We start from the raw sequence: 24319 nt of genomic DNA on the forward strand, positions 1-24319 counted from the left end.
TACTAATCAGGTAACAGCACTAAACGCTCACTAAAAGCGCCCAGGCTCTCTTCATGCTGCGGCATTAACACCGGCACCAGAAATAACTCCCCCTGCTCTACCCAGTAAATTGCATTTTGCTCAAACTGCAGCGCCAGTTGTAATGCAGTGCTTTTATCGCATAACACTATCCAGCTTTTTTCCTGAAAACTTAAATCAGGTGCACTGCCTATTACAGAGCGATAGGGTAAACGTTGCAAATTCAGACAGGCTTGTAACTCTTTGTCGCGGCGTAAATTAAGATAAGGATGTTCAGCGTTCCCGGCGGGGTTTTGTGCGCTGATAATAGCGAAGTCAACATCACATTTCAGTGCCTGATGACACAGAAAAATACTCGTTTTATAACTTTCCCACAGGCTCATAACCAGACCTAAAAGTAACAAGTGCTTCTACTATAAACGGCTTTACTAAATTTACCAGCGCAGTTTGCTAAATTCCGTTAATGTGCATAACATCAATGCAGACGTTGCTCTGCAAACTAACGCTAAATTGGTCGAGATAACTGAATGATTGCAATAGATAAAACCACTTCAATTAAAAATGCATTGATTTGGGTCATTATGCTGATTTGCAGTCTTACACTGTGCCTGGCCATGATTATCTCTGCCACCCAGGATGTAAAATTACAACGCAAAAAACTGGTATCGCAGTTGGAGGGTTATATCAGCATTATTGCGTTTAATGCCAGCAGCAGTATTTTGCAGGACAATGCGGATATTGAAGAAAACCGCTTAAGCTCTTTTGCTGCGGTTAATATTTTGCATAATGTGCATATTTATAAAAAACAGCCCGACAATCATGAACTAAGTTTTTTTGCCAGCTACAACCGGCGCGATATAGGCCCTTACCCGGTGCAATTTGATCGCATACAACAGTTTTTAACACCGGTGATCAGTAGCAACTATATAGAAATAACCAAACCAATCAGCCATCAAGGCAACTTGCTTGGCTATGTTTATATCCGTGCCAGCCAGGAAGAACTCAGTTCCTATATTCAAACCAGGGTTCTGCTTGATATTCTGATCGCACTTGCTGCCCTGATCAGCGCTTTTTTTATCAGCTCCCGCTTACAGCGCCGCTTTACCGCACCGATAGAAACCTTACTCAGTGTGGTGCAAAAAGTAGCCAAAGAGAAAAACTATCAGATCCGTGCGCCGGTGGCACCAATCAAAGAATACAATATGCTCAGCCGCGCTTTTAATACCATGCTGGACAGAATTGAACAGCAAATCAGCAAACTGCAACAGGCTGAGCAGGAGAACCGCCAGTTGACACTAAGCCTGGAGCAAAAAATCAGCCAGCGCACTGAAGCTTTAAAAACATCAAACCAGGAACTGCTAAATACTCTGGCAACATTGCATCAGTATCAGAATCAGATTGTTGAAACCGAAAAAATGGCCAGCCTTGGCCAGATGGTGGCGGGTGTTGCGCATGAAGTAAATACTCCCATTGGTTTGGGTGTTACAGCATCAACCCTGTTACAGGACAAGCTGAGCGATATTCAAAAAGCCTTTGATGAAAAAAAGCTTACCTCATCACAGCTGGCCAGATTTTTGTCTGAAAGCAAAGAAAACCTGGGCATTATTTACCGCAATATGGAGCGGGCAGCCAGCCTGATCTCCAGCTTTAAACGTGTTGCTGTCGATCAGTCCAACGAAAACCGCCGCCAGTTCAATATGCTGCAACTTATTAATGAAGTATTGCTGTCACTGCGGCCAAACCTGAAAAAAACACAACATCAGGTGCTGGTAGATTGCCCGGCAGAACTCGAACTGGATAGTAAACCCGGCCCGATCAATCAGATCCTGATTAACCTGATTATGAACAGCCTGATCCATGCATTCGAACATATAGAACAAGGCGAAATGCATATTTCGGTTCAGGTAAAAGATAACCGTTGTTTTCTCAGCTACAGTGATAATGGCGCAGGTGTGCCCGAATCAATTAAAAAGCGTATTTTCGATCCCTTTGTCACCACTAAACGCGGCGAAGGTGGTAGTGGGTTGGGTTTGCATTTGGTTTATAATCTGGTTACCCAGGCCCTTAACGGCAAAATTCAGTTAGAAAGCACCTTGGGGGCTGGTATTCAAATTCAGATAAACTTCCCCGTGATTGTAAAAAGTGCACACCCGGCGTAGGAATAAACAATAATAACTGATGCTACTTTGGTCGAATGGAACATTAGCTGCGACTAATTGTTAACAAAAGAACTTGTTAACAATTGGACAGATGGTTATAATTGCGTATTATTTGACAAATCGACGTCATCTATAACACGCTTAGGTATTATAAATTTCACAAAATTCACATAAGGTTTAACTCCAATGCAAACACCTGTGATTCTCATAGTTGAAGACGAAGAAGTAACCCGCTTAAATCTGGTTAGCCTGTTTCAGGGAGAAGGCTATGATGTTATCGAGGCGGTAAATGGCGAGGAGATGAACCAGAAGCTTACTGAAAATCAGGTAAATCTGGTCGTCATGGACATTAACCTGCCAGGTAAAAATGGTCTGATCCTGGCCCGTGAACTGCGTCAGCGCGAAAACATCGGTTTAATTTTCCTGACCGGCCGCGACAGTGAAGTAGATCGCATTCTGGGCCTTGAAATTGGTGCAGACGATTACCTGACCAAGCCATTTAACCCACGCGAGCTAACTATCCGTGCCCGTAACCTGTTAAGCCGTACTGTGGCTCAGCCGGTGGTTGAAGAGCATAAAAGCATCGTTAAATTCAATGGCTGGACCCTGGACGAAAACAGCCGCAACCTGACATCACCAAAAGGCGTTGCCCGCCGTTTGCCAAAAGGCGAATATCGTGCACTGCGTTTAATGCTGGATACACCGGGTAAAATTTTCACCCGCGAGCAGTTAATCCGCCATATGACAGGCCGTGATTTACGCCCGAATGACCGTACTGTAGATGTAACTATCCGCCGTATCCGTAAGCATTTCGAATCTGATATTGAAAGCCCTGAGTTAATCAGCACCATCCACGGTGAAGGCTACCGCTTCGTTGGCAAACTGGAAAAGTAAGCCGCTAAGCGTTTTCAATATACTCAGACAGAGCAGCCAGGTGCTGCTCTGTTTTTAGGTGGAAATCTACCAGTTGCCGCTCTAACCCCTGCCAGTTAATGTGTTCCTGTTCCATCCGTTTTGCCTGTTGCTGCACCCATAACAAACCAACCGATGCAGCGGCGCCTTTTAACTTATGTGCCGCTTCCTGAAAATCTTTTTCCTGCCGCTGTACTGCGGTTTCCATCAGTTTATTCATATAACCGGGCAATAATTGGGCAAATAGCTGGGCACTGCGTTTCATGGCATCTTTGCCCAGGGACTGAATATAATCATTCAGCGTGCCGACATCCAGTATCTGATTTTCACTACTTACACTGGCCGGTTTTACCTGCTGCAATCGTACTGCACTGGGTGAAAACAGCCGCGCCAGCATTGAATCCAGCTTGCTGGTGTTGATAGGTTTGGCCAGCGCACCATCCACCTGTACACCATCCAGTTGTTGTTCAGCTTTACGCACATTGGCACTTAGCACCACTATAGGTAAGGCTGATAAATGTTCCTCGTCGCGGATATAGCGGGCTATTTGCTCGCCGCCCATATCGGGCAGTTGCATGTCCAGCAATACCAAATCAATATCATCTTCGGTTTCCAGCAAGGCAATAGCATCCTCACCGGTTTCAGCATGAATAACGCTATGGCCACGTTGCTCCAGCAGCCCTATCGCAATTTCGGCATTCAGCGGCACATCTTCTATCAGCAGTATGGTTAGCTCGGGACAGCTTATAGCCTGTTGTTGCTCTTGTTGCAGCAGTTCTGTAGGTAATAGCACGGTAAAACTGCTGCCTTTACCCACTTCGCTGCTAACACTGATATTCCCCTGCATTGCCTCAACCAGGGCCCGCGAAACAGACAGGCCTATGCCAGAGCCAATAATACTCAGGCGGCGGCCATCATTAGATTTGTAGTACATATCAAAGATACGCTCCTGCTCCTGAGCAGCAATACCAATACCCGTGTCTTCAATAGTAAAATGCAGCCGGTTATTTAGTGCATCGAGTTTGCAATACAGGCTTACAGAGCCCGTAGCGGTAAATTTCACTGCATTATTAAGCAGGTTCCATAACACCTGACGTAACCGGGTTGGATCAATCCTTAAATAAACATCCAGCTCGCCTTCACAACTTAGTTTGAACTGCAGCCCTTTTTGCTGGCACAACAGCTCGGCAAAATTTGCGATGTCATTGATAAACTGGCGTAACGATACGCTGTGGTAAACAATGTCGAGATCCTGCCGGTCAATTTTGTCCAGATCGATAATATCGTTAAAAATATTGCCCAATGTTTCCGCACTACTGAAAATGGTATTGGCCCAGCCATATTGCTGCTTACTGAGTTTGCTTTCCAACAAGCGCCGGCTTAAACCTACAATACCGTTTAGCGGCGTTCTGAGTTCATGGCTTAACGTAGCAATAAACTTGCCTTTATCCAGATAGGCTTTTTCCAGCGCCTGCTCGGCCAGCTTACGTGAGGTAATATCCCGGCCAAAACCCAGCAAACCGATATAACGGCCATAGCGGTCATAAAACGGCACTTTGCGCATTTCAAACCACAGCACCTGACCATCATCTTTAACAAATTCAACATCTAATGTCAGTTCAGATGGCTGCCCCATCTGCCCCTCATGCTCAGTAAGAATAGCAGCATGAGCACTGTCATCTGTGTATATTTCTGCCGGGGAACGGCCAATAAGCTCACGGGCTGTTTTGCCCATAATAGCTTCAAACATTTTATTACAACTGGCAAAACGGCCGGTCTCATCGCGGTAGTAGAATAAGTCGGGCGAGCTGTCAACAATAGAGCGGATCAGCAGGCTTTGCTCTTCCAGCTCTATCTGGGCTTTTTTACGTTCAGCAATTTCTTTACGCAGCTCATCAATTGCACGGCGTTTTGCCTGAAAGGCTTTTTTACGTTCTTCAATCTCAAAATTCAGTTGGCGGATATTGTCCTGCATCCCCTCATTGAGTAAACGTTCCTGATGGGCAGAATCAATCAGATAAGACAGGGCGGCATCAAGGTGCAGTACCAGATAGAAAATAAAACTGATAAACACCGGCCCCACTGCTAAGGTAAATAACAGAGCGCCGTTTAGCAGGGTAAAATCTATTTGATTATGCAGTACCAGCTCAAGGCAAATACTAAATAACGCCGCAAGAATAAGCAGTAGCAACTGGCAAAATAATGCCAATTGCAGCTTACCCCATTTACGGATCCAGGCAGCAATAATCCTGACGTGTGGATGAACCGGACCTTGCATCAGGCTGTTACCTCATATGATGTGTTACTGCACCGGTTGAATATCAACCCTGAAATTGCGATACGAGCAGTACTGCACTTCTTTACCCTGTAGCGGGTAAATGCCCTGACGGGCGTATGACAAATGATCTTTATACAGGCTGATATGCTGGCCCTGGCCAACCTTTACCGCTTTACCTTCAGCCTGACGGCTTTGGGTTAAGCACAGTAAATGCGCCAGTTGCTTATAGTTGTCACGCTCAAATAAGTCGCCAGATGCCAACATAGGCGCTTGCATATTACTTGGCGCAAACTTCCAGGCGGCAAAACGGGTGCGTAAAACGCCGTCTTTTATCTCAATCGCATCGCCTCTGGTCAGATAATGTGTGCTGACTTGTTTTATCACTGTTGCTTTACCCTCGCCGGTGCTTTGCAGGGCCTGAGTATCCACAACAAAAACACCTGCTGCCCCCAGTACCGACATTTTCACTTGTGGCGCATTTTCAGCATCAGTAAAACCAACCAGTAATGCTGTAGCTTCGTCAATACCAAAGCCAAAACGGGTTTGGGTATCGTTCAGTAAACGGATTAACCGCCCCTGCCGCCCCTGCTCTGAAAGATGCGTATCAATGGTGCCCCAGTTAAATAACCCTAAGCCACCTTTAGCGCTAAAAGTAAGATGCTTTTCTGCCAGGCCATTACTGCAGCTTTGATCTTTATCGCAACCCGGTTGGGGTGCAGGTAAATCAAAAGCACCAAACTGCATAGCGCTGTAACTGTCGCCGTTTGAGATCATTGGAATACGTTTGCCCAAGAAGCTGCCTCCGGCCATGGCGGCAGCTCCCGCACCGGTGCCGGCAACAATTATCTGCCCTGCCGACAGCATCCGCTCAATTTGTTTTAACTCTTCAGATGCAGAACCATCCTCCAGCCGGAAAGCTTTTAACATCAGGCTTTGATCATCACCATTAAAGAAAATAGCATCCGCTTTGCGGATCTGCTCAACAGCGGCTGCAGTACCAGCCTGACAAAAACGCTGCAACTGCTGCATTAAATCCGGATACACTCGGCTGCGCTGATAAGTGCGATGCTCTGTAGCTAAATATTGTGGTAAAGCATCACACGAAGATTTATTACCGCTTTTAGCCTGCTGAGCACTCTGGTATGCCGCATTAACCGGCAGCCAGCTCACCTCAGCACCGGCCTCTGTAAACAAGTTAGTATAAAAATCTACCTCAGCAAACGGATCTCTTGCAGACGCTGTAACAACGAGCAGCCGGGGCTTACGTTGGCTACCTGCAACCTGCTGCGCCAGCTCAACTATTTTGCGGTAAATCTCTACGCTGAACTCACCTTTGGTTTTCGCCAGATCGGCAAATTCTTTTAGCCGGGTATTAGTACGCCTGCTATTTTTTACCTGCTCTGCCGTTACCATTACCTGTAACTGATCACGCACAAAATTAAGCTCACGCTCGGTAAGTTCATTGTAATTTACCCGGCCAGACACCCAAATACCGTCCATTTCTGTTTCGGCAGAGCGCCATAACCGCGCCAGTTCACGCTCTGATATCAGTTCGCTGTCAAGGCGGCTGCGGATAAATTCAAGCAATGCAAGTGTACGTTGTTGTTCAATAACCCGCTCGGCCCCCCAAAACTCGGCATTGGCAATGTTTGCGATATTTTCTGACGACAATGCAAACAAATCTGCTGATTTCGCTGCAGCAGAAAAGGTGTCAGCAACAGAACAATACCGCGTATTGACAGAACTGCAAGCTTGCAGCCCGCCACCTATCAGCAACATGGAATATTCCGGCAAGCTGGTTTCGCGCCCGGTATTTGCTGCCGATACTGAGCAAGCCAGCAAAGTGGCTGATAGATAAAAACCAAATGATTTCATTATTCTCTTTCTTATATTAAACGCAGAGGTTTTAAGCTGCCGGGGCAGTAACCAGAATAAGGCTTAATTAATCATAAATCTGGCTTACCATAGATTATCCTTTATTGACTTCTTTGCCAATTAGCCTTACCGCCATTGGTTCTTTTTATTCACAGCCATATGCATTTTTTGTTACCTAAACAAACACATGAAAGCCGCATAAATATGGCGTCTTTACAGGCAAGTTTTACCAAAAAAATAGGCCTTATACGGCTGTTACCCCCACCCCTGGCAGACATAAGTGGCAAAAATATCGCCAATTCATGTAATTAATTTTCAGTTTTACAGGGGGACTTTCTGCGCCGGACGGCTAGCATTGCACTACAAAGTTAACTTGCAATTTGCCATATTTCACGGTATACCTGTAGCCGCTTTACACGTTTAGATGGCTAAACATTTTTAGAGCAAATACACTACAACGCATTGACCTCTGAAAGAGTAACCGTTATTTTCTTTCAGCAGCAGCAAAAACCAAAAACAAGAATAATAATTCAAAAATAATAAATATTTATTTAAATATCAGGACAAGTGTGGAGGTTAGTCATGGCGTTGTATCAGCACAGTCAGGCAAGAGAGAACTGTGGCTTCGGTCTGATCGCACATCTGGAGGGCGCGGCCAGCCACCGGATCGTCAGAACCGCAATAAACGGCCTTGACCGTATGCAGCACCGCGGCGGTATTTCTGCCGACGGTAAAACCGGCGATGGGTGTGGTTTATTAATGCAAAAACCAGACAGTTTCTTCCGTGCTATTGCCGAAGAAAACGGCTGGAACCTGGCAAAGAAATACGGCGTCGGCATGATTTTTTTCAGCCAGGACCCGGTAAAAGCCGCTTTAGCAAAAAAAATTATCGAGCAGGAAATTGCCCGCGAAACGCTAACCTTAGTGGCCTGGCGCACCGTGCCGGTAGACAGCAGCGTACTGGGCCCGTTAGCACTAAGCTCAATGCCCGGTATTGAGCAGGTTATTGTTAATGCGCCGCACGGCTGGGGCGATCATGACTTAGAGCGCCGGCTGTATATGCTGCGCCGGCGTATTGAAAAACAACTAAGCGACGATGCCGATTTTTATATCCCCAGCTTCTCGTCGCTGGTTACCGTATTTAAAGGCCTGATGATGCCGGCAGACTTGCCGCGTTATTATCTGGATTTAGCCGATATTCGCATGGAAACCGCCATTTGCGTGTTCCACCAGCGTTTTTCTACCAATACCATGCCACGCTGGCAGTTGGCACAGCCGTTTCGCTTTTTAGCCCATAACGGCGAGATTAATACCATTACCGGTAACCGCCAGTGGGCGCGTGCGCGCCAGTACAAGTTTGCTTCGCCTTTATTGCCGGATCTGCAAGACGCCGCGCCCTTTGTTAGCCAAAGCGGCTCCGACTCCAGCTCACTGGATAATATGCTGGAGCTGCTATTAGCCGGTGGCATGGACTTATTCCGTGCCATGCGTTTATTGGTGCCGCCAGCCTGGCAAGGCAACCGGGTAATGGATGACAACCTAAAAGCCTTCTACGAATTTAACTCTATGCATATGGAACCGTGGGACGGCCCGGCCGGTATCGTAATGACCAATGGCCAGCACGTAGCCTGTAACCTGGATCGCAACGGCCTGCGCCCTGCCCGCTTTGTTATTACCCGCGATAAATTAATTACACTGGCCTCTGAAGTGGGTATTTGGGATTACACCCCTGATGAAGTGGTAGAAAAAGGCCGTGTTGGCCCCGGCGAAATGCTGGCGGTAGATACCACCACCGGCAAAATCTGGCGCTCCAACGAAATAGACAGCGATTTAATGGCGCGTCATACCTACCGTGACTGGTTAAATGCCAACGTGCAGCGGCTGGTGCCGTACGAGAAATACGAAACCGATTTAATCGGCAAGCGGGTATTTTCTGATGATGACATGCTGGTGTATCACAAGCTGTTTAACTATAGCTATGAAGAAATCGATCAGGTAATGACAGTACTGGCCAAAGACGGCCAGGAAGCGGTCGGCTCTATGGGTGATGATACGCCGATGGCGGTATTATCGCGCAAGCCGCGCACCTTATACGATTACTTCCGCCAGCAGTTTGCTCAGGTCACCAATCCGCCCATCGATCCGCTGCGTGAATCCCATGTAATGTCGCTGGCCACCAGTATCGGCCGCGAGCATAACGTATTTAAAGAAACCGCCGGCTATGCGCGGCGCATTCAGTTTGAATCGCCGGTAATGATGTACTCCGACTTAAAGCAGTTAAAACAAGCGGATGAGAAGTACTACAAGCACCAGATATTTTCGCTGAACTTCGACCCGGCACAGCACAGCCTGCAACAAGCGGTAGAGCAATTGTGCGCCGACGTGATCAGCGCCGTGCGCGATAACAACGTCGTGCTGGTAATGCTCACCGACCGGCGTATTGAGCAAGGTAAACTGCCGATCCCTGCCGCTATGGCGGTAGGCGCGGTGCAACATGCCTTAGTTAATGCGCAGCTGCGCTGCGACTCCAACATTATTGTTGAAACCGCCTCAGCGCGTGACTCACACCATTTCGCGGTACTCATTGGTTTAGGTGCCACCGGCATTTACCCCTTTATGGCCTATGAAACGGTAGAGCAGTTGGTGGAAAAAGGCGTGATTAACTTAACTGCCCGCCAGGCGGTGCTGAACTATCGTAAAGGCATTAATAAAGGCCTGTACAAAATCATGTCGAAAATGGGCATTTCAACAGTGGCCAGCTATCGCTGCTCTAACCTGTTTGAAGCCGTCGGCATTGATAAAACCGTAATGCAGCTGTGTTTTGCCGATATCCCGTCACGTTTGGGCGGTGCCGGCTTTAGCGACTTTGAACAGGATGTACAGCAACTGGCCAAAATAGCCTGGTTAAAACGTAAACCGCTAAACCACGGTGGTTTATTAAAGTATGTGCACGATGGCGAATACCACGCCTACAACCCGGATGTAGTGCAAACCCTGCAAAAAGCCGTGCGCTCCGGTAAGTATGAAGATTACCGGCAGTACAGCAGCATAGTGAACCTGCGGCCGGTGGCGCATTTGCGCGATCTATTTAAACTGGCCGACAGCACACCGGTGCCACTGGAGCAGGTAGAGAGCGAGCAAAACCTGTATCCGCGCTTTGACAGCGCCGCTATGTCAATCGGTGCCTTAAGCCCGGAAGCGCATGAGGCGTTGGCCATAGCAATGAACCGCTTAGGCGGACGGTCTAACTCGGGTGAAGGCGGCGAAGATCCGCGCCGCTTTGGCACCGAGAAAAACTCGAAAATTAAGCAGGTTGCCTCCGGCCGCTTTGGTGTCACGCCGCATTACCTGGTAAATGCCGAAGTTATTCAAATCAAGGTAGCCCAGGGCGCTAAGCCTGGCGAAGGTGGCCAGTTACCCGGTGAAAAAGTGACTGCCGAAATTGCCCGGCTGCGCTACTCGGTGCCCGGCGTAACGCTGATATCACCACCGCCGCACCATGATATTTACTCGATTGAAGATTTAGCCCAGCTGATTTTCGATTTAAAGCAGGTGAATCCGCAGGCGCTGATTTCAGTGAAATTAGTGTCTGAGCCCGGCATCGGTACCATCGCCGCCGGCGTGGCCAAAGCCTATGCTGACCTGATCACCGTATCCGGTTATGACGGCGGCACCGGCGCCAGCCCGTTAACCTCGGTGAAATACGCCGGTAGCCCGTGGGAGTTAGGTCTGGCCGAAGTGCACCAGGCCTTAGTGGAAAACGGCCTGCGTGACCGTGTACGGCTGCAGGTAGACGGCGGCTTAAAAACCGGCTTAGACGTAATTAAAGCCGCTATTTTAGGCGCCGAAAGCTTTGGCTTTGGTACCGGCCCTATGGTGGCGCTGGGCTGTAAGTTTTTACGTATTTGCCATTTAAACAACTGTGCCACCGGCGTTGCCACGCAAGATGCCACGCTACGCCGTGATCACTTTACCGGCTTGCCGGAAATGGTAATGAACTACTTTAAGTTCTTAGCCTATGAAGTGCGCGAGCTGATGGCACAACTGGGTGTAACAGAACTGACGCAACTGATTGGCCGCACTGATTTACTGGCCATAAAAGACAGCGAAACGCAAAAACAAGCCAAACTGGATTTAACACCTATACTGCAGGCCAGCGGTGTTAAATCAGACAAGGCACTGTTTTGTGTGCAAAACAATACACCGTTTGATGAAGGCAGGTTAAATCAGGAACTGGTAAAACGTTGCGAACAAATGGTACTGCATAAAAGCGGCGGCCGGTTAAACCTGAGTATCCGCAATACTGACCGCTCAGTCGGCGCGGCCTTGTCGGGTTTTATCGCCCGCCAGCATGGTAATCAGGGTATGGCAACCGACCCTATCCGCATCCGCTTTACCGGTACCGCCGGCCAGAGCTTTGGCGTATGGAATGCCGGAGGCCTGCATATGTCACTGCAGGGCGATGCCAACGATTACGTTGGTAAAGGCATGACCGGCGGCCAGTTGGCTATTTTCCCGGCCAAGGGCGCCAGCTTTGCCAAAAACGGCTTTACCATTGCCGGTAATACCTGCCTGTACGGCGCTACCGGCGGCCGGCTGTATGCCGCAGGCCAGGTCGGCGAGCGTTTTGCTGTACGAAATTCGGGCGCGTTAGCGGTGGTTGAAGGCACCGGCGATAACTGCTGCGAATATATGACCGGCGGCGTAGTGGTAGTGCTGGGCTGCACCGGGGTGAACTTTGGTGCCGGTATGACAGGCGGCTTTGCTTATTTACTTGATGAGCAAAACGATTTGGAGCTTAGGTTAAACCCCGAGCTGGTAGAGGCGCTGGAAGTTAGCACGCCAATACTGCAGGAGCACCTGCGCAGCCTGTTGCACCAGCATGTGGAAGAAACCGGCAGCGACAAAGCACAGAAAATCTTAAACGACTTTAACCGTTATTTAAGCCAATTTAAGCTGGTTAAACCAAAAACCAGCGATGTAAACACCTTGCTGGGACACCGCGCACGCTCGTCAGCCGAGCTGCGGGTTCAGGCGATGTAGGGAGGCGTTATGGCACAGAATGTATACCAGTTTATTGACGTAAAACGGATTGATCCGCCAAAACGCTCACACCACGAACGCACTATAGAGTTCGTCGAAATTTATCAGCCAATGACCAACACTCAGGTGGAAGGCCAGGCTGATCGCTGCCTCGATTGTGGCAACCCCTACTGCGAATGGAAGTGCCCGGTGCACAACTATATTCCGCAGTGGTTAAAGCTGGCCAACGAAGGCAAAATTATTGAAGCCGCCGAGCTGGCGCACAAAACCAACAGCCTGCCGGAAGTATGCGGCCGGGTGTGCCCGCAGGATCGCTTATGCGAAGGCGCCTGTACGCTAAATGAAGGTTTTGGCGCCGTTACCATCGGCAGTATTGAAAAATACATTACCGATAAAGCCTTTGAGATGGGCTGGCGGCCGGATCTTTCTGCCGTGGTTAAAACCGAACGCCGCGTGGCAGTAATAGGCGCAGGCCCGGCCGGTTTAGCCTGTGCCGATGTGCTGGTGCGTAACGGCGTAACGCCAGTGGTATTTGACCGTTACCCGGAGATCGGCGGCCTGCTTACCTTTGGTATTCCGCCGTTTAAACTGGAAAAAGACGTACTAAAACTACGCCGGCAAATCTTCAGTGAGATGGGTATTGAGTTTCGCTTAAACACCAATGTCGGTGTTGACGTTAGCTTCGACAGCCTGTTAAACGAATACGACGCAGTGTTTTTAGCACTGGGCACTTATACACCAATGAAAGGCGGCCTGGTAAATGAAGATGCGCCCGGCGTTTTTGAGGCGCTGCCGTTTTTAATTGGTAATATCAATAACCTGATGGGCTGGCAAACTGAGCACCCGTATGTCAGCTTAAAAGATAAAACCGTGGTGGTATTAGGCGGTGGCGACACGGCGATGGACTGCGTACGCACCTCTATCCGCCAGGGCGCAACCAGGGTAAGCTGTGCCTACCGGCGCGACGAAGCCAATATGCCAGGCTCACGTAAAGAAGTACAAAACGCGCGCGAAGAAGGTGTGGAGTTTTTGTTTAACCTGCAACCACTGGGCATTGAAGTAGACAGCAACGGCAAGGTCTGTGGCGTTAAAGTAGTGACTACCGAGATGGGCGCCCCCGATGCCAAAGGCCGCAGAAGCCCACAGCCGGTAGCAGGCTCCGAGCAAATACTGCCGGCCGATGCCGTGGTGATCGCTTTTGGTTTTCAGCCCAGCCCGCCGCAGTGGTTAGTGGATATGGGTGTAGAGCTGGACAACAAAGGCCGCGTTATCGCCAGCGAACAAAGTACCTATGCTATGCAAACCAATCAGCAGAAAATTTTTGCCGGTGGCGATATGGTATTAGGCTCAGATCTGGTAGTAACCGCTATTGCCCAGGGCCGTAAGGCTGCCGAGGGTATACTGGACTATTTACAGGTGTAATAAGCCAAAGCAGCAGGTGTATTGGCCTGCTGCTTTAAAAGCTATTTTGCGGTTAAAAAATATAGTCCCAGCTTTTGGTGGTAAAGGCGTTGATATCAAAATACTCACCGCCCCAGGCCTGAAACTTTAAGGTGCCATTAAAATCGGGATAAACCGTCTGCTGTTCATTCAGCAGCCACAGCTGTACATTTTCAATCGGCTTTGACGTCACCGTTAAATGACCTGATACCGGCGCCATATGTGGCAAAGAGTACACAGCTCGCTTTAACTGGCCACGATAGCGATAAATCATTGGGCTACGGTAGTCTTGTGTTTTTGGCCGGAAGTATTGGTTATAACCAACAATACTGACTTCATTGCCACTAAAACTAACAAACATAAAGTTTGGTGTATCGCTGTTAATCAGGCTGTTATCTGCCAGCATTTTTTGCGCATCTTCGCGGCTTAACAGGCTGTTATCCCGCGTATCGACACCGGTGTAAACATGAAAGCCATGCAAATCTGTCATGGCTTTTAGCAGCAGTTCCTTTGATGGCGTCGGGTGCTTCCAGCGTACTTGCCGGGAACAGCCACAAACCACCAACAACACCATCAGGCAAACAACTAACCGGCCAGCACCGGTGGTTAAATATGACAGCTTTAGCAAAGCACCAGCCCCCGTTGCTGCAGTTGCAGATTCAGTTGTTCAATTCTGGCGTTATCAGCTGTGACACAGATAAAACGTGGGTTTTCATGCAAATAAATTTTCCCATCACGCTGCAGTATGCCAACTTCCAGCAGCTTTAATCCCACCTGCTGTAGTTGTTGCTGTAATACCGGCAGGAAAAAACTGCCAGCATCATACATAAATGCTTCATGGCTGATGCTCTGAACAGGTAAGCCCTGTTCATCATAAAGGCTGTCTGTCGATAAGGTAACTCCAGCCTGTTTAACCGGAACTAATGCATTTAATCCATCCACTCCCCACGGGTCAAACTCCTTCCATTCCACATAACAGAGGAAGTTTTCTCCCAATAACTGATCCAGCCAATAGATATGTTTATACTCTCCCTGCCGTTCATCTACAGCGGGCGCAGCAATCTCTTTTGCCGAAAACCCTGGTACGGCTTGCTCCAGTGCAGCAAAAAGTGCTTCATTACTCATGTTTTATCCTTTTTAGCAAATTATCTTATGTAGAAACCCAGTTTTGATTTTTTAAACTGCGCAGGCATTGTGGCGGAGTAACCAGCTCAACTGCCAGATAAGGCCTGGGCGTTAACTTAAAGCCATGATACCGGCCAACGCAAAGGCTGGTTTCATTGTGTAAATCTGAAACTGCCCTATCCAGCGCCCAAAGCAGCGACTCCTGCTCTACAGACAGCAGCCGGTACCCCCGGCTCAATTCAACCAGATACCAGGGTGTTAACATAACTTGCTGTACAGCAGCCGTATCATGCCACTGGCTTTCAGGCAGCGGGAACTGGATCAGGCGGAAAAAAGCTTCACGTTCATTTGCCTGCATTCTTAACGGAAAGCTGAGCAATAACGGTACATCCAGGCCGTAATTTTGATAGTTATTTTGCTGCAAAGTCAGCAGCTCATAAATATCCAAACTTAATGGCAAGCTAAAATCAATATGGCCACCGGCACGCAGGTACTCCAACAGCAGCCGTTTAGGGTTCAGGCTGTCCAGCAAAAGCTGCGGGCTGTTTTCACCATAGTCAGCCAGCAGCTTCTGCCGCAGTAAATCCAGATAATAGCCGCTTTCAACCAGATCATAACTGTCGGTTTTAATCCGGTAAGCACGATACAGCACCGCCTGCGGTACCGCTTCACCTGCAGCATGCGCTTTAATCACTATAGTGCTGGCAGCCCAATTAATTGTCCACCAATTGGTATCACCGGCATATGTATGCTGCCGGAAGGTGTAACGTTCTCCCGCCAGATAACCGATAGCAGCGGATAAGTCCTGTTTCTCAATAATATCGTGCTTTGCCCGCATATGGCTGCCAATACTGCCAAGGGTGGCGGGCGCCTCTATCGTTGCCTTGCTCACCGTTGCCAGGGCCGTGCAACCCGCCAGTATTACGGCACCGGCAACAACGGCTATTATGCCGGGTATCACAGCAGTAAATCGCTGCCTCATCTTAATTAGCCTTATCGTTTCAGTTTTTGCAATATAAGGGGCATAGACAACTTGTCAGCCCGGCATCGTGCAGTTCGTCCGGTGTGAGAAATTGGCTCTTCGCATAAGGCCAAAAGCAAAAATAACTTGCTCATCAGCGCGGCAAAGTTTTCATATTTAGCCGGTTCCAGTCTGGTGTTGGTTGCTTTTGCAGGTGACGCAGGAAAAAGTCAAACTGGCGGCGCTGCACATAGCGGATTGGGCCGCTGGAGCGGCCAACAGAATGTTCACCACCGGGTACTACCAGCAAGTCAAAATCTTTATCAGCTTTGATCAGGGCATTAACCAGCTGCATGGTTGATGCCGGATCGACATTGCTGTCTTGTTCGCCGTTAATAATAAGCAATTGTCCCTGCAATAACGCAGCATGTTCAGTTACCGACGACGCAGCATATTGCTCACCAACCGGATAGCCCATCCATTGCTCATTCCAGCTGATTTTATCCATACGGTTATCGTAACAACCGGCAAAGGCCACCCCTACCCGGTATATTTCCGGGTGAAACAGTAATGCCGCCACGGTACTTTGCCCACCGGCAGAGGCACCATAAATGCCGACACCATTGCTGATATCATACCAGCGGAAGCGCTTGGCAGCAGCCTTATGCCACAGAATACGGTCCGGAAAACCGGAGTCAGCCAAATTCTGCCAGGCAACATCATGAAACGCCTTAGAACGGTTGGCAGTACCCATGCCATCTATTTGCACCACAATAAAACCAAGATCGGCCAGCGCCTGCATACCAATAACTTTATCGCCGCCGGAATGAAAACCAAACGGCCAGAAACTTTTAGGCACAAAGCTGTCATGCGGCCCGGCATAGATATTTTCGATAACAGGGTAACGTTTTTTTGCGTCATAGTTGCGTGGTGTAACAATAAGCCCCCAGATATCGGTTTTACCATCACGGCCTTTGGCAACAAAAGGTTCAGGGGATTTAAAGCCTGCTTTACTCAGGCGGCTGATATCGGCCTGCGCCAGTTTACGTACCAGCTTGCCGTCACTGCTGCGACGCAACTCCGCCACGTTGGGTAAATTTACTCTGGAATACAGATCTATGTAGTACTGCATATCTGCCGAAAAGCTAACCTGATGCTGTGCATCTGCGCTGGTTAGTGCGGTTAAGCCGCTGCCATCAAAGTTAATGCGGTAGTAATGCTCAAAATACGGGTCTTGTCCGGCGTTGATGCCGCTGGCGGCAAACCAAAGCTGTTTGTTGGCTTCATCAATATGCACTACCCGGCGTACCCGCCAGTCGCCTTTGGTGATCTGGTTTTTCAGTGTGCCATCGGCAGCGTACAGGTAAAGATGCGCCCAGCCATCGCGCTCAGATAACCAGATAAAACCTTCGCCGGTACCTTGTAATGGCTGAAAAAACGCGCCCCACTGGTTAATAAAGGTTTCGGTACGCTCTGTCAGTAAGGCGTTGGCTTTAGCCGTTTTGGCATTTACTGCAATAATCCGTACCAGTTGGTGCCCGCGCTCAGTATAACGAAACACAAAACCGCTGCTGTCTGGCTGCCAGCGCACACTGTCCAGCATATATGGCTGGCTGAACAGCTGGTTATCGATGACATGGGCCTGGGCGGTATCAAGCTGCACAAGTACCGGCTGGTCAATATCAACAGCGTCACCGGGTTTTGGGTAAAGCTGGGTAAGGGTTTTGGGTTCTAACTGATCATCCGGCGCTGCCAGTACCCGATTTACCAAACGTGCTTCACCCGGTATCACTTTCATTACCAGCAACGCCGAACTATCCGGTGCCCACTGCACCGATTCGGGGTCGTAAAAATGCTCTGCTTTGCCATCGCGGGTATGAAAATACAGCTTGCCACTAGCATCGGTAATGATCAGATTATGCTCAACAACCTGCACGGTGTAACGGCCATCCGGTGATTTACGTTCAGGGTTATAGGCATCAACCCGTAAGTCTCTTACCACGCCAAAGGCTTTAGGCCGTGTATTACGCGCTAAAGCTTCACATAACCGGCCATCGGTCTGGCATTGCCAGCGCTCACCGTTATAAAAAAAGCGGATCTGCTGTTCGTTTTCGCTGTAACTAAAACTATCAAAGGGTAATTGCAGCGCGCTATATGTGTGGCCGGTAGCCTGGCTTAATGCAGCGCTAATACGCTGATGATCAAACGCAGCTTCAGGGCTGGCGGCTTCAACGCTGTCTTTAAAAAACATAAAGCCGCCTTCTACACTTAGTTTGTAATGGAAGCTGTGCCCCTGCGCTGCCCATTGCGGCTCCAGCATCAGGTCACGGGTAAGGTGCATCCAGTTATCACGTAACGACAATGATTGCTCAATCAGTTCCGGCTTAACTGCAGCCTGCAGGCCTACGTTTGCCAGTAGTAGCAAACCACTGCAATAACCACTTAATTTCATAGAGGGTAAGTCCTTTGCCATAATGGAAGTTACTGTAAGCTATAGAAAAAGCACGGTAAAGAAAAAGGTTCGCGGGGTTAAAGCCGACTAAGGCCGGTAAATACACTCCCCCGGCCAGTTGGTTTATGTGGGTAGTAATGGGGTTTGAGTGGTGGCTAAAGCCCTGCTGTAATCTTAAAGTTCAATTCTGGCTAACTATACTTTCAGCAAAAAGTTGGCAAACCGATTCCGCTTGCACATTTGTCTCTTGGTAGCCCCCTGAAAATGCGTTTTTATGCACAAAAATCAGACTTTTTCCCCGTGATACCCGTGAAATAACTTGAGGATTGTCGCACGCTACATACCCTGCGTTGTCCAACCGATGTTGCATTACAAGCGGAATACAAAACGCCAGTGCCAAGGTGGTAATAAACCAACCAACGACAAGCTGGTTTGCATAACGCCGAAGCCACAAGAGTTTGCTTGTTGCCCCGGAATACTCAATTGCACTAAACAGAAAAAAAACCGACATCAGCAACATATAACTGGTGCCGGTGACATACCTTACTGTTGGTTGCAGATGCTCTATAGCAGTGTTAACCGCTATCAGGTCATAGACAACGTATCCAACCACCATTACGGCAATAAGATTAAACGCAATAAATGCCCATAGTTTGGCAGTGTTAGACATTAGTAGCCTTGAACGCCGAAACAAGGCCCGAACAGACAGCGAATTAAGTGCGGGTTCCGTTCCAGATAATTTAAGTTCTTACTGGTTTCATGCTTAATTTCATCCAGTCGGATACCGATCTTTTTGTAAGCTCTGATTAAAGCCTGAGTTGCTCCAAGCCTCTCATCTATTTCATCAAGCACTAAGCCTGTAATAACACCTACAGCTATAGCTGCAATAAATGGTGCTGCAGCGACTGTACCTATCGTTACCATGGAACCAACGACCAAACCTGCTACTGCCCCTGCAATACTGCTCAAGCCAATCTTAATAAGATCTGTCGTTATTACGCCCAACAATTCAGATAACAAGGCAGTATCTCTTATCACATAGTCAAAAATATCTATGCTTACGGATAACACAGCTGTGAGAACAAAACCGCCTTTGGCTGACTTAACAATGCCCTTCGGCCCCACCGCCATCCTGACAACCGTAGGGTTATCTGCCAGATATTTAGTACCTTTCAGCACGCGCCTCTCACCAGCCATGCCTTTGAAAATAACATACTGCTTATTGCCATACCTTTTTACGACAACTTGATCAGGTTTAAAACCACCAACTTCGTGTATTAACTTTGCTGCTTTTATGGCATCTAACGCAGGAGCAATTTGCTGAGCTGCAAACTTAATATTTGCCTTTAATTCAAAGTATTCCTTTTGCAGATCTTCTGATGACACTACGTGCACTACATGTTCGTTGTGTTGTAATTCGCGTACCAGATCCTGTTGTCTGTTTGTCATAGTAAATATCCTTATTAATCACAAGATGTTGAATAACCGCTGGCCTCTACCCAAGCGTTGGCCTGTTCCGGATTGCGCGGTACGGCAATGCCGCGACAATAAAAGTAGCTGACAAGTTGAGCCGCTTTAACGTGCCCGTCTTTGGCTGCGCTAAGGTACCAGTTAAACGCCTGCGGCAAATTTGCTGCAATGACTACTCCGGTATCATAAATTTTCGCCAGTGCAAACTTTGCATCAGTGCGTCCGCTCTGTGCTTGCTGAGTTAAATACTCAAGGTACTGCGACACTGACACTTCATTCAGCTCACCGGTGTGATCGTTAACATAGAAGCTATCCGGCACTACAGTGCCGCCGGCCAATTCTGATTTTCGAAACCAATCCAGCGCAATAAACTGATTTTGTTCAACCCCTTCACCATTTTCGTATAACACACCCAACTCCCACATGGCCTGAGCATGATTAAGCTGTGCCGCATTGGTGAAGTGAGACTTAGCAGCCAGGTAATCAGCACTGTCTACGTCATTTTTTGCTATCAAGCCTAAAAAATACTCTGCCTCAGCAGAGCCTTGTTCTGCGGCCTGCAAAAAAACTGTCTTGGCAGTTCTATAATCGCCACTGTAAAAAGCTTGCTGCGCGGCACTAAACTTCTCACCATCCTCAGCTACTGCTAAGTTAGCTATAAACAGGCTCAAGATAAAAAAGACAGATCTAATCATTAGTTTTTGCCTAAACATACCCAACCCAAAAAATTAAACTAATTATAAACATATTTTTACCTTAAAAAGTATAAAAACTCATCTTAGTGAAGATTGCTTCGCCTGCTAAATGTTTTGAAGATAACTCCAAAGTTAAATAACTGGTAGCAACACTGGGCAATGGTAAGGTGATGGTGATAGACGGTGTGGAGCCGAGCGTAACTTTTTCCGGAGTAAATTTTATCCCCGGCCAGTTGGTTTATGTGGGTAATAATGGGGTTTTGTTGGAGCCCCCCCCCGGCACAGCATCAAGCGCGCAAACTGTCGCAAATTTACAATACTGTACTGCTTTAAGCGGCTATGTTCTGCTAAACCCATTTCAGGAGAGGCCTTAATGCGCAACTTTTATTTTACCCTGCTACTGGCATGTGCTGCGCTGGCGCCGCTGTATTCAGCAAGTGCCGCAGCAAATAACACTATTAATTATCAACAGGTTAACTTAACCAGCTTCCCGACGCTTACCCCTACTTCGTTGGCAAACCTGGATGCCGATAAACCGCTGTATGTAAAAATGTGGGCCAGTTGGTGCCAGCCCTGTATGGAGCAAATGCCGCATTTTCAGGCGCTGTATCAACAGTATGGCGACAAGGTGAACTTTGTTGCAGTAAACATTGATATTAATGAAAAAAGTGAGGAAATAGCAGCAGTGATATCGCGCTTTAAGCTAAGCATGCCGGTATGGCTGGACGTTGAAGGCAAGCTGGCAGTAGCTCTGGGCCTGGTAGGTACACCCTACTCTGTACTTATTAACAGTAACGGTGCACAAGTATATAGCAGCCATGAATCTGATGCGGTGTTAGATGGCTTTTTACAGCGTTTAGCGAAAGGCCAGCAGTTACCTGCGGCTAACACCAGCGCGATAACCGCAGCGGCGCAGCAGCAACTGCTACAGCCGTATTTAACCTGCGAACACTCACTGTTTTTTACTGCTACCTGGTGCGACTGGTATCTGGCCGACTCGCGCCCTGAAATGTCTAAAGCCTGCAGCGATGCACAAAAAGGTTTAAACCAGCTGGCCGCAAAACTCCCCGGGCCGCCGCTTAAGGTTATTGTTAATCACTTATGGACCGACGATAAAGCGGTAACCGAGTTTAAAGATAAGTACCAGCTTAACCTGCCGGTAAGTATTGACGAGCATGGCGTACTGTTTCACCAGTTTAATGTGCGCAGCTTACCGATATTGCTGCAGATTAAAGACGGCAAAGTACTGACAACAGTTACCGATTTCAAGCAATAAAGTGCCGTCGGAAATTAGCCGGGGTGGATTTTATTCCCGGCCAGTTTGTTTATATGGGTAATAATGGCGTATTGGTAACAACTAAGCAGTTGGTGTAGGCAGCAGGTTTATTTTTAAAGCGATTCTAGAATGGCTGGCTCGGTGTGCCTTGGTGAAAAACCATCTGCCATTCTCCACCATCAGAACGCCAGATTGAACTGCGCACTGAGTAACTTGGGCTTTGGTTTTCTGCACGCTGTATCGTGGCGCGGTAAGTCAGCTGCGCCAGTCCTACAGCTAAAACTCTGCAGTCAAAATCTTGCTGGGTAATCACCGGCGGGGTTTCAGTCGGCAGGCGCTCAAGCACATCGGCTTTACCAAAACAGCGGCCGGTAGCGGCAATCTCATAAAAATCATCGGCCAGATGGCGGTTTAGCAGTTCAACTGACAACCGGGTAGCAGGTTGTACCAGTAGTTGTTCAAGTTCAATTAAATGCTGTGTAAGTAGCTTGCAGTCCATGGTATTCCCGAATCTATGGGTCAAAAAAATAATTAACACGGACTATAGATATAAAAGAGGCCGCGTTTGGCTTTCTCATACAACTATAGGAATTCTAATATATACGACGACCTTACTCTGCTAACGATACATCTTTCCACCGCTATCGCGCACGCAATGGCCGAATATTTTAAACTGAAGCAGCTACACAAAGGTTAGTTAACACTGGGCCTACTGATTTCGCCGGGGTAATTTTATCCCCGGCCTTCTTACTTTTGAGGTTTATCACGCAAACCCACACGCAAAGGTTGAAAAAATATTTACCTTGTTTATATTTGGTTAACTTAAAAATTAAGGAACCAATAATATGGATATTAAACGCGCGGAGCTGAAAGTAACAATAGCCAAGTTAATCGAGTTGGCATATTCAACAGACAATGAGCTTACTGTGAAACTGATGGCTAAATCAGGCAATACCAAGCTAACCGTAGATCAGAACGGCAAAGCTACGTTATCGGGTGCAGCAGGCAATCTGACATTTAGTGGCTCACCAGCGCTCGAGCAGATTGGTGCAAAAATTAAACGGGTAAGCATAAGTTTCACGCGTGGCAACGACAATAACGTTAAATACACCGCTACATTCAGCCTGGAAATTATAAGCATGTCAGTATCAGGCGAATTTGATATAGAGGCGCTTATTTTATCCTGCTCAGGCTTGCTGTGCCGTGCAGCAAGGGCAATGAAAGGCCGAAACCAAGCTCTTGAGCACCAGTACCAGCAAATAATGGGGAACTAGGGATGAGATATATTGTTAGTGCCGCAGCCCTATTGGCTTTGATCGGTTGCGCGGCGACAAAGCCGGTTTCTTTGTATAAAACCTACACTGATTACAGCAGCCAGATGAATTCCGAAAACGTTGAACAACTGGCACCGGTTTATTTTAGTTCCAACCTGTTACCCCAGTCTTTTAGCGACACTAGCGTCACACAGCAATTGCTGTTTAAAAACATGATGGCTAAGCCATTACAGCATCAAGAGTTAATCACTGGGAACAGTGGCTGTGTGGCTGTAGTCGGCCAGGACAATGAACAACAGCCACTGCAGTTTAACTTGGCGTACCGTGCTGAGAACGACAGCTGGTTAATTGATCAGGTTCATGTGGTGTTTCTGGAACAATTCACTGAGCTTAAGCCGATAACCAATTGCGCAGAGTTATTTCCCGGCTAATTTGAGCAATCAAAGCGCCGTTGCCATGCTCTAGTCAGGTTATATACAACGGCCAGGTTTGTGATTACCGCTGAACAAATCAAACAGCTTTCTACTGCCGAAAAACTGCAGGTGATGGAAACCTTGTGGCAAGAGCTAACCGCTGAAGGTGCCGACAAACTGGCCTCCCGCCTGGCATCAACAGGCGTTACAGCAGACCGAGTATGCCGCCAGAGAAGGTGATGAAGTCACCCATGATTGGGAGCTGGCGAAGCAGAGTTTGCATAATAAATTCCGATGAAAATGCAGTTTCTTACTTCGGCAGTAGACGATCTGGAAAACGGTCATCTACTGTGTCAGTACCCAGAAGAGTCAATAAAAGACAGCTGAGAACTATAAATCCCAACCCAACAGATAGCACAAAATGCCTGACTTAAAGGGAGGCAATTATAATGTGCCAACTATCTAACAAAATCGAGCTTTCTAATCAAAGCGAAACCAACAATAATGAACATTACCAGCAAAGCGGACTGAGTAATAATAAGCACGGGTGCCGATTGCGTTGGTGCAACGGCGTGAAGGACCGGCACTTTTAAGAAAGCTTGCACGACTCCGACAAAAGCATTGAAGTAAAAGCCTGATAAAGCAGTCACTGCATAAACAATGCGCCAAACACCATATCTACCTTTAACATACCAACTGAAGATTGAGATTAATAACGAGATTGTGGTAATCCCTCCAATGATATGTGATGGCAGCACTCTGTCTGCCGGAAGGATAAAACCGGTCAGCGCAGAGGCTAAAGTTGAGAACAAAAATATTACAGTCAGATGCTTAGCTTGCTTTGCAGACAACATGGTCAATACCATGAAAAAACCGGCAAAAATGCCAACTAAGCTTAGTGTTACATGTAGTGATAGCATTACATTTA

At 47.9% G+C, this 24319-nt stretch carries 20 protein-coding genes; 8 read left to right on the forward strand and 12 right to left on the reverse strand.

The genetic code is table 11. The features are described from left to right. Positions 1-2: 2 nt before the first annotated feature. Complete coding sequence (locus tag J3B89_RS04675) at positions 3-401, reverse strand: DUF3293 domain-containing protein (protein WP_215396370.1); 399 nt, start codon at positions 399-401, stop codon at positions 3-5. Positions 402-545: 144 nt separating this feature from the next. On the opposite strand from J3B89_RS04675, the gene J3B89_RS04680 reads away from it, so the two are divergent. Both J3B89_RS04680 and arcA read left to right on the forward strand, forming a co-directional pair. Next, positions 546-2177 (forward strand): ATP-binding protein, encoded by a 1632-nt coding sequence (locus J3B89_RS04680; RefSeq protein WP_215396371.1) that lies wholly within the window; start codon positions 546-548, stop codon positions 2175-2177. Between the two features lie 186 nt (positions 2178-2363). Then, entirely contained in the window at positions 2364-3071 is a 708-nt protein-coding gene (arcA, locus tag J3B89_RS04685) for a two-component system response regulator ArcA (protein WP_068232166.1), read from the forward strand. Positions 3072-3075: 4 nt separating this feature from the next. Here the strand turns inward: arcA and J3B89_RS04690 are convergent, their stop codons facing one another. After that, positions 3076-5367: an ATP-binding protein gene (locus tag J3B89_RS04690; RefSeq protein ID WP_215396372.1), complete on the reverse strand. Its 2292-nt coding sequence runs from the start codon at positions 5365-5367 to the stop codon at positions 3076-3078. Positions 5368-5391: 24 nt separating this feature from the next. After that, positions 5392-7242: a cyanophycinase gene (locus J3B89_RS04695; protein ID WP_251372253.1), complete on the reverse strand. Its 1851-nt coding sequence runs from the start codon at positions 7240-7242 to the stop codon at positions 5392-5394. A 582-nt stretch (positions 7243-7824) separates the two neighbouring features. Here J3B89_RS04695 and gltB point away from each other — a divergent pair. Both gltB and J3B89_RS04705 read left to right on the forward strand, forming a co-directional pair. Next, positions 7825-12285, forward strand: coding sequence for a glutamate synthase large subunit (gene gltB, locus J3B89_RS04700; RefSeq protein ID WP_215396373.1), 4461 nt, complete (start codon positions 7825-7827; stop codon positions 12283-12285). A 9-nt stretch (positions 12286-12294) separates the two neighbouring features. Next, on the forward strand, positions 12295-13707 hold the full coding sequence (locus tag J3B89_RS04705) for an FAD-dependent oxidoreductase (protein ID WP_215396374.1): 1413 nt from the start codon (positions 12295-12297) through the stop codon (positions 13705-13707). A gap of 52 nt (positions 13708-13759) precedes the next feature. Here J3B89_RS04705 and J3B89_RS04710 read toward each other — a convergent pair whose 3' ends face one another. From J3B89_RS04710 to J3B89_RS04740, 7 genes are all read right to left on the reverse strand, one after another. Next, positions 13760-14353: a hypothetical protein gene (locus tag J3B89_RS04710; RefSeq protein ID WP_215396375.1), complete on the reverse strand. Its 594-nt coding sequence runs from the start codon at positions 14351-14353 to the stop codon at positions 13760-13762. Then, a complete protein-coding gene (locus tag J3B89_RS04715; RefSeq protein ID WP_215396376.1) occupies positions 14347-14850 on the reverse strand; it encodes a hypothetical protein in 504 nt (167 codons plus the stop codon). Before J3B89_RS04715 ends, J3B89_RS04710 begins: the two co-directional genes overlap by 7 nt. A gap of 25 nt (positions 14851-14875) precedes the next feature. Next, a complete protein-coding gene (locus tag J3B89_RS04720) occupies positions 14876-15832 on the reverse strand; it encodes a hypothetical protein (protein WP_215396377.1) in 957 nt (318 codons plus the stop codon). Between the two features lie 133 nt (positions 15833-15965). Next, positions 15966-18263 (reverse strand): S9 family peptidase, encoded by a 2298-nt coding sequence (locus tag J3B89_RS04725; RefSeq protein ID WP_215396378.1) that lies wholly within the window; start codon positions 18261-18263, stop codon positions 15966-15968. Positions 18264-18444: 181 nt separating this feature from the next. After that, positions 18445-18933 carry a hypothetical protein gene (locus J3B89_RS04730; protein ID WP_215396379.1) on the reverse strand — a complete coding sequence of 163 codons (489 nt, stop codon included), beginning with the start codon at positions 18931-18933 and terminating at the stop codon, positions 18445-18447. Then, entirely contained in the window at positions 18933-19712 is a 780-nt protein-coding gene (locus J3B89_RS04735) for a hypothetical protein (RefSeq protein ID WP_215396380.1), read from the reverse strand. Before J3B89_RS04735 ends, J3B89_RS04730 begins: the two co-directional genes overlap by 1 nt. A 14-nt stretch (positions 19713-19726) precedes the next feature. Next, positions 19727-20428, reverse strand: coding sequence for a tetratricopeptide repeat protein (locus J3B89_RS04740; RefSeq protein ID WP_215396381.1), 702 nt, complete (start codon positions 20426-20428; stop codon positions 19727-19729). 373 nt (positions 20429-20801) lie between these two features. Here J3B89_RS04740 and J3B89_RS04745 point away from each other — a divergent pair, with 373 nt between their 5' ends. Next, positions 20802-21704, forward strand: a complete 903-nt coding sequence (locus J3B89_RS04745) for a TlpA family protein disulfide reductase (RefSeq protein WP_215396382.1) — start codon at positions 20802-20804, stop codon at positions 21702-21704. Positions 21705-21828: 124 nt separating this feature from the next. Here J3B89_RS04745 and J3B89_RS04750 read toward each other — a convergent pair whose 3' ends face one another. Next, on the reverse strand, positions 21829-22203 hold the full coding sequence (locus J3B89_RS04750) for a nuclear transport factor 2 family protein (protein WP_215396383.1): 375 nt from the start codon (positions 22201-22203) through the stop codon (positions 21829-21831). 346 nt (positions 22204-22549) lie between these two features. Here J3B89_RS04750 and J3B89_RS04755 point away from each other — a divergent pair, with 346 nt between their 5' ends. The 3 genes from J3B89_RS04755 (at position 22550) to J3B89_RS04765 (ending at position 23631) form a co-directional block, all read left to right on the forward strand. Continuing rightward, positions 22550-22978, forward strand: coding sequence for a hypothetical protein (locus tag J3B89_RS04755; RefSeq protein WP_215396384.1), 429 nt, complete (start codon positions 22550-22552; stop codon positions 22976-22978). Positions 22979-23082: 104 nt separating this feature from the next. Further along, positions 23083-23409, forward strand: coding sequence for a hypothetical protein (locus J3B89_RS04760; RefSeq protein WP_215396385.1), 327 nt, complete (start codon positions 23083-23085; stop codon positions 23407-23409). 60 nt (positions 23410-23469) lie between these two features. After that, the gene (locus tag J3B89_RS04765; protein WP_215396386.1) at positions 23470-23631 is read left to right on the forward strand and encodes a hypothetical protein; all 162 of its coding nucleotides are present in this window, start codon (positions 23470-23472) and stop codon (positions 23629-23631) included. Positions 23632-23849: 218 nt separating this feature from the next. On the opposite strand, the gene J3B89_RS04770 is transcribed toward J3B89_RS04765, so the two are convergent. Next, positions 23850-24311: a hypothetical protein gene (locus tag J3B89_RS04770; protein WP_215396387.1), complete on the reverse strand. Its 462-nt coding sequence runs from the start codon at positions 24309-24311 to the stop codon at positions 23850-23852. Positions 24312-24319 lie beyond the last annotated feature (8 nt).

Source organism: Rheinheimera oceanensis (genome assembly GCF_018831085.1).
In the GTDB taxonomy this organism is placed as follows: domain Bacteria; phylum Pseudomonadota; class Gammaproteobacteria; order Enterobacterales; family Alteromonadaceae; genus Alishewanella; species Alishewanella oceanensis.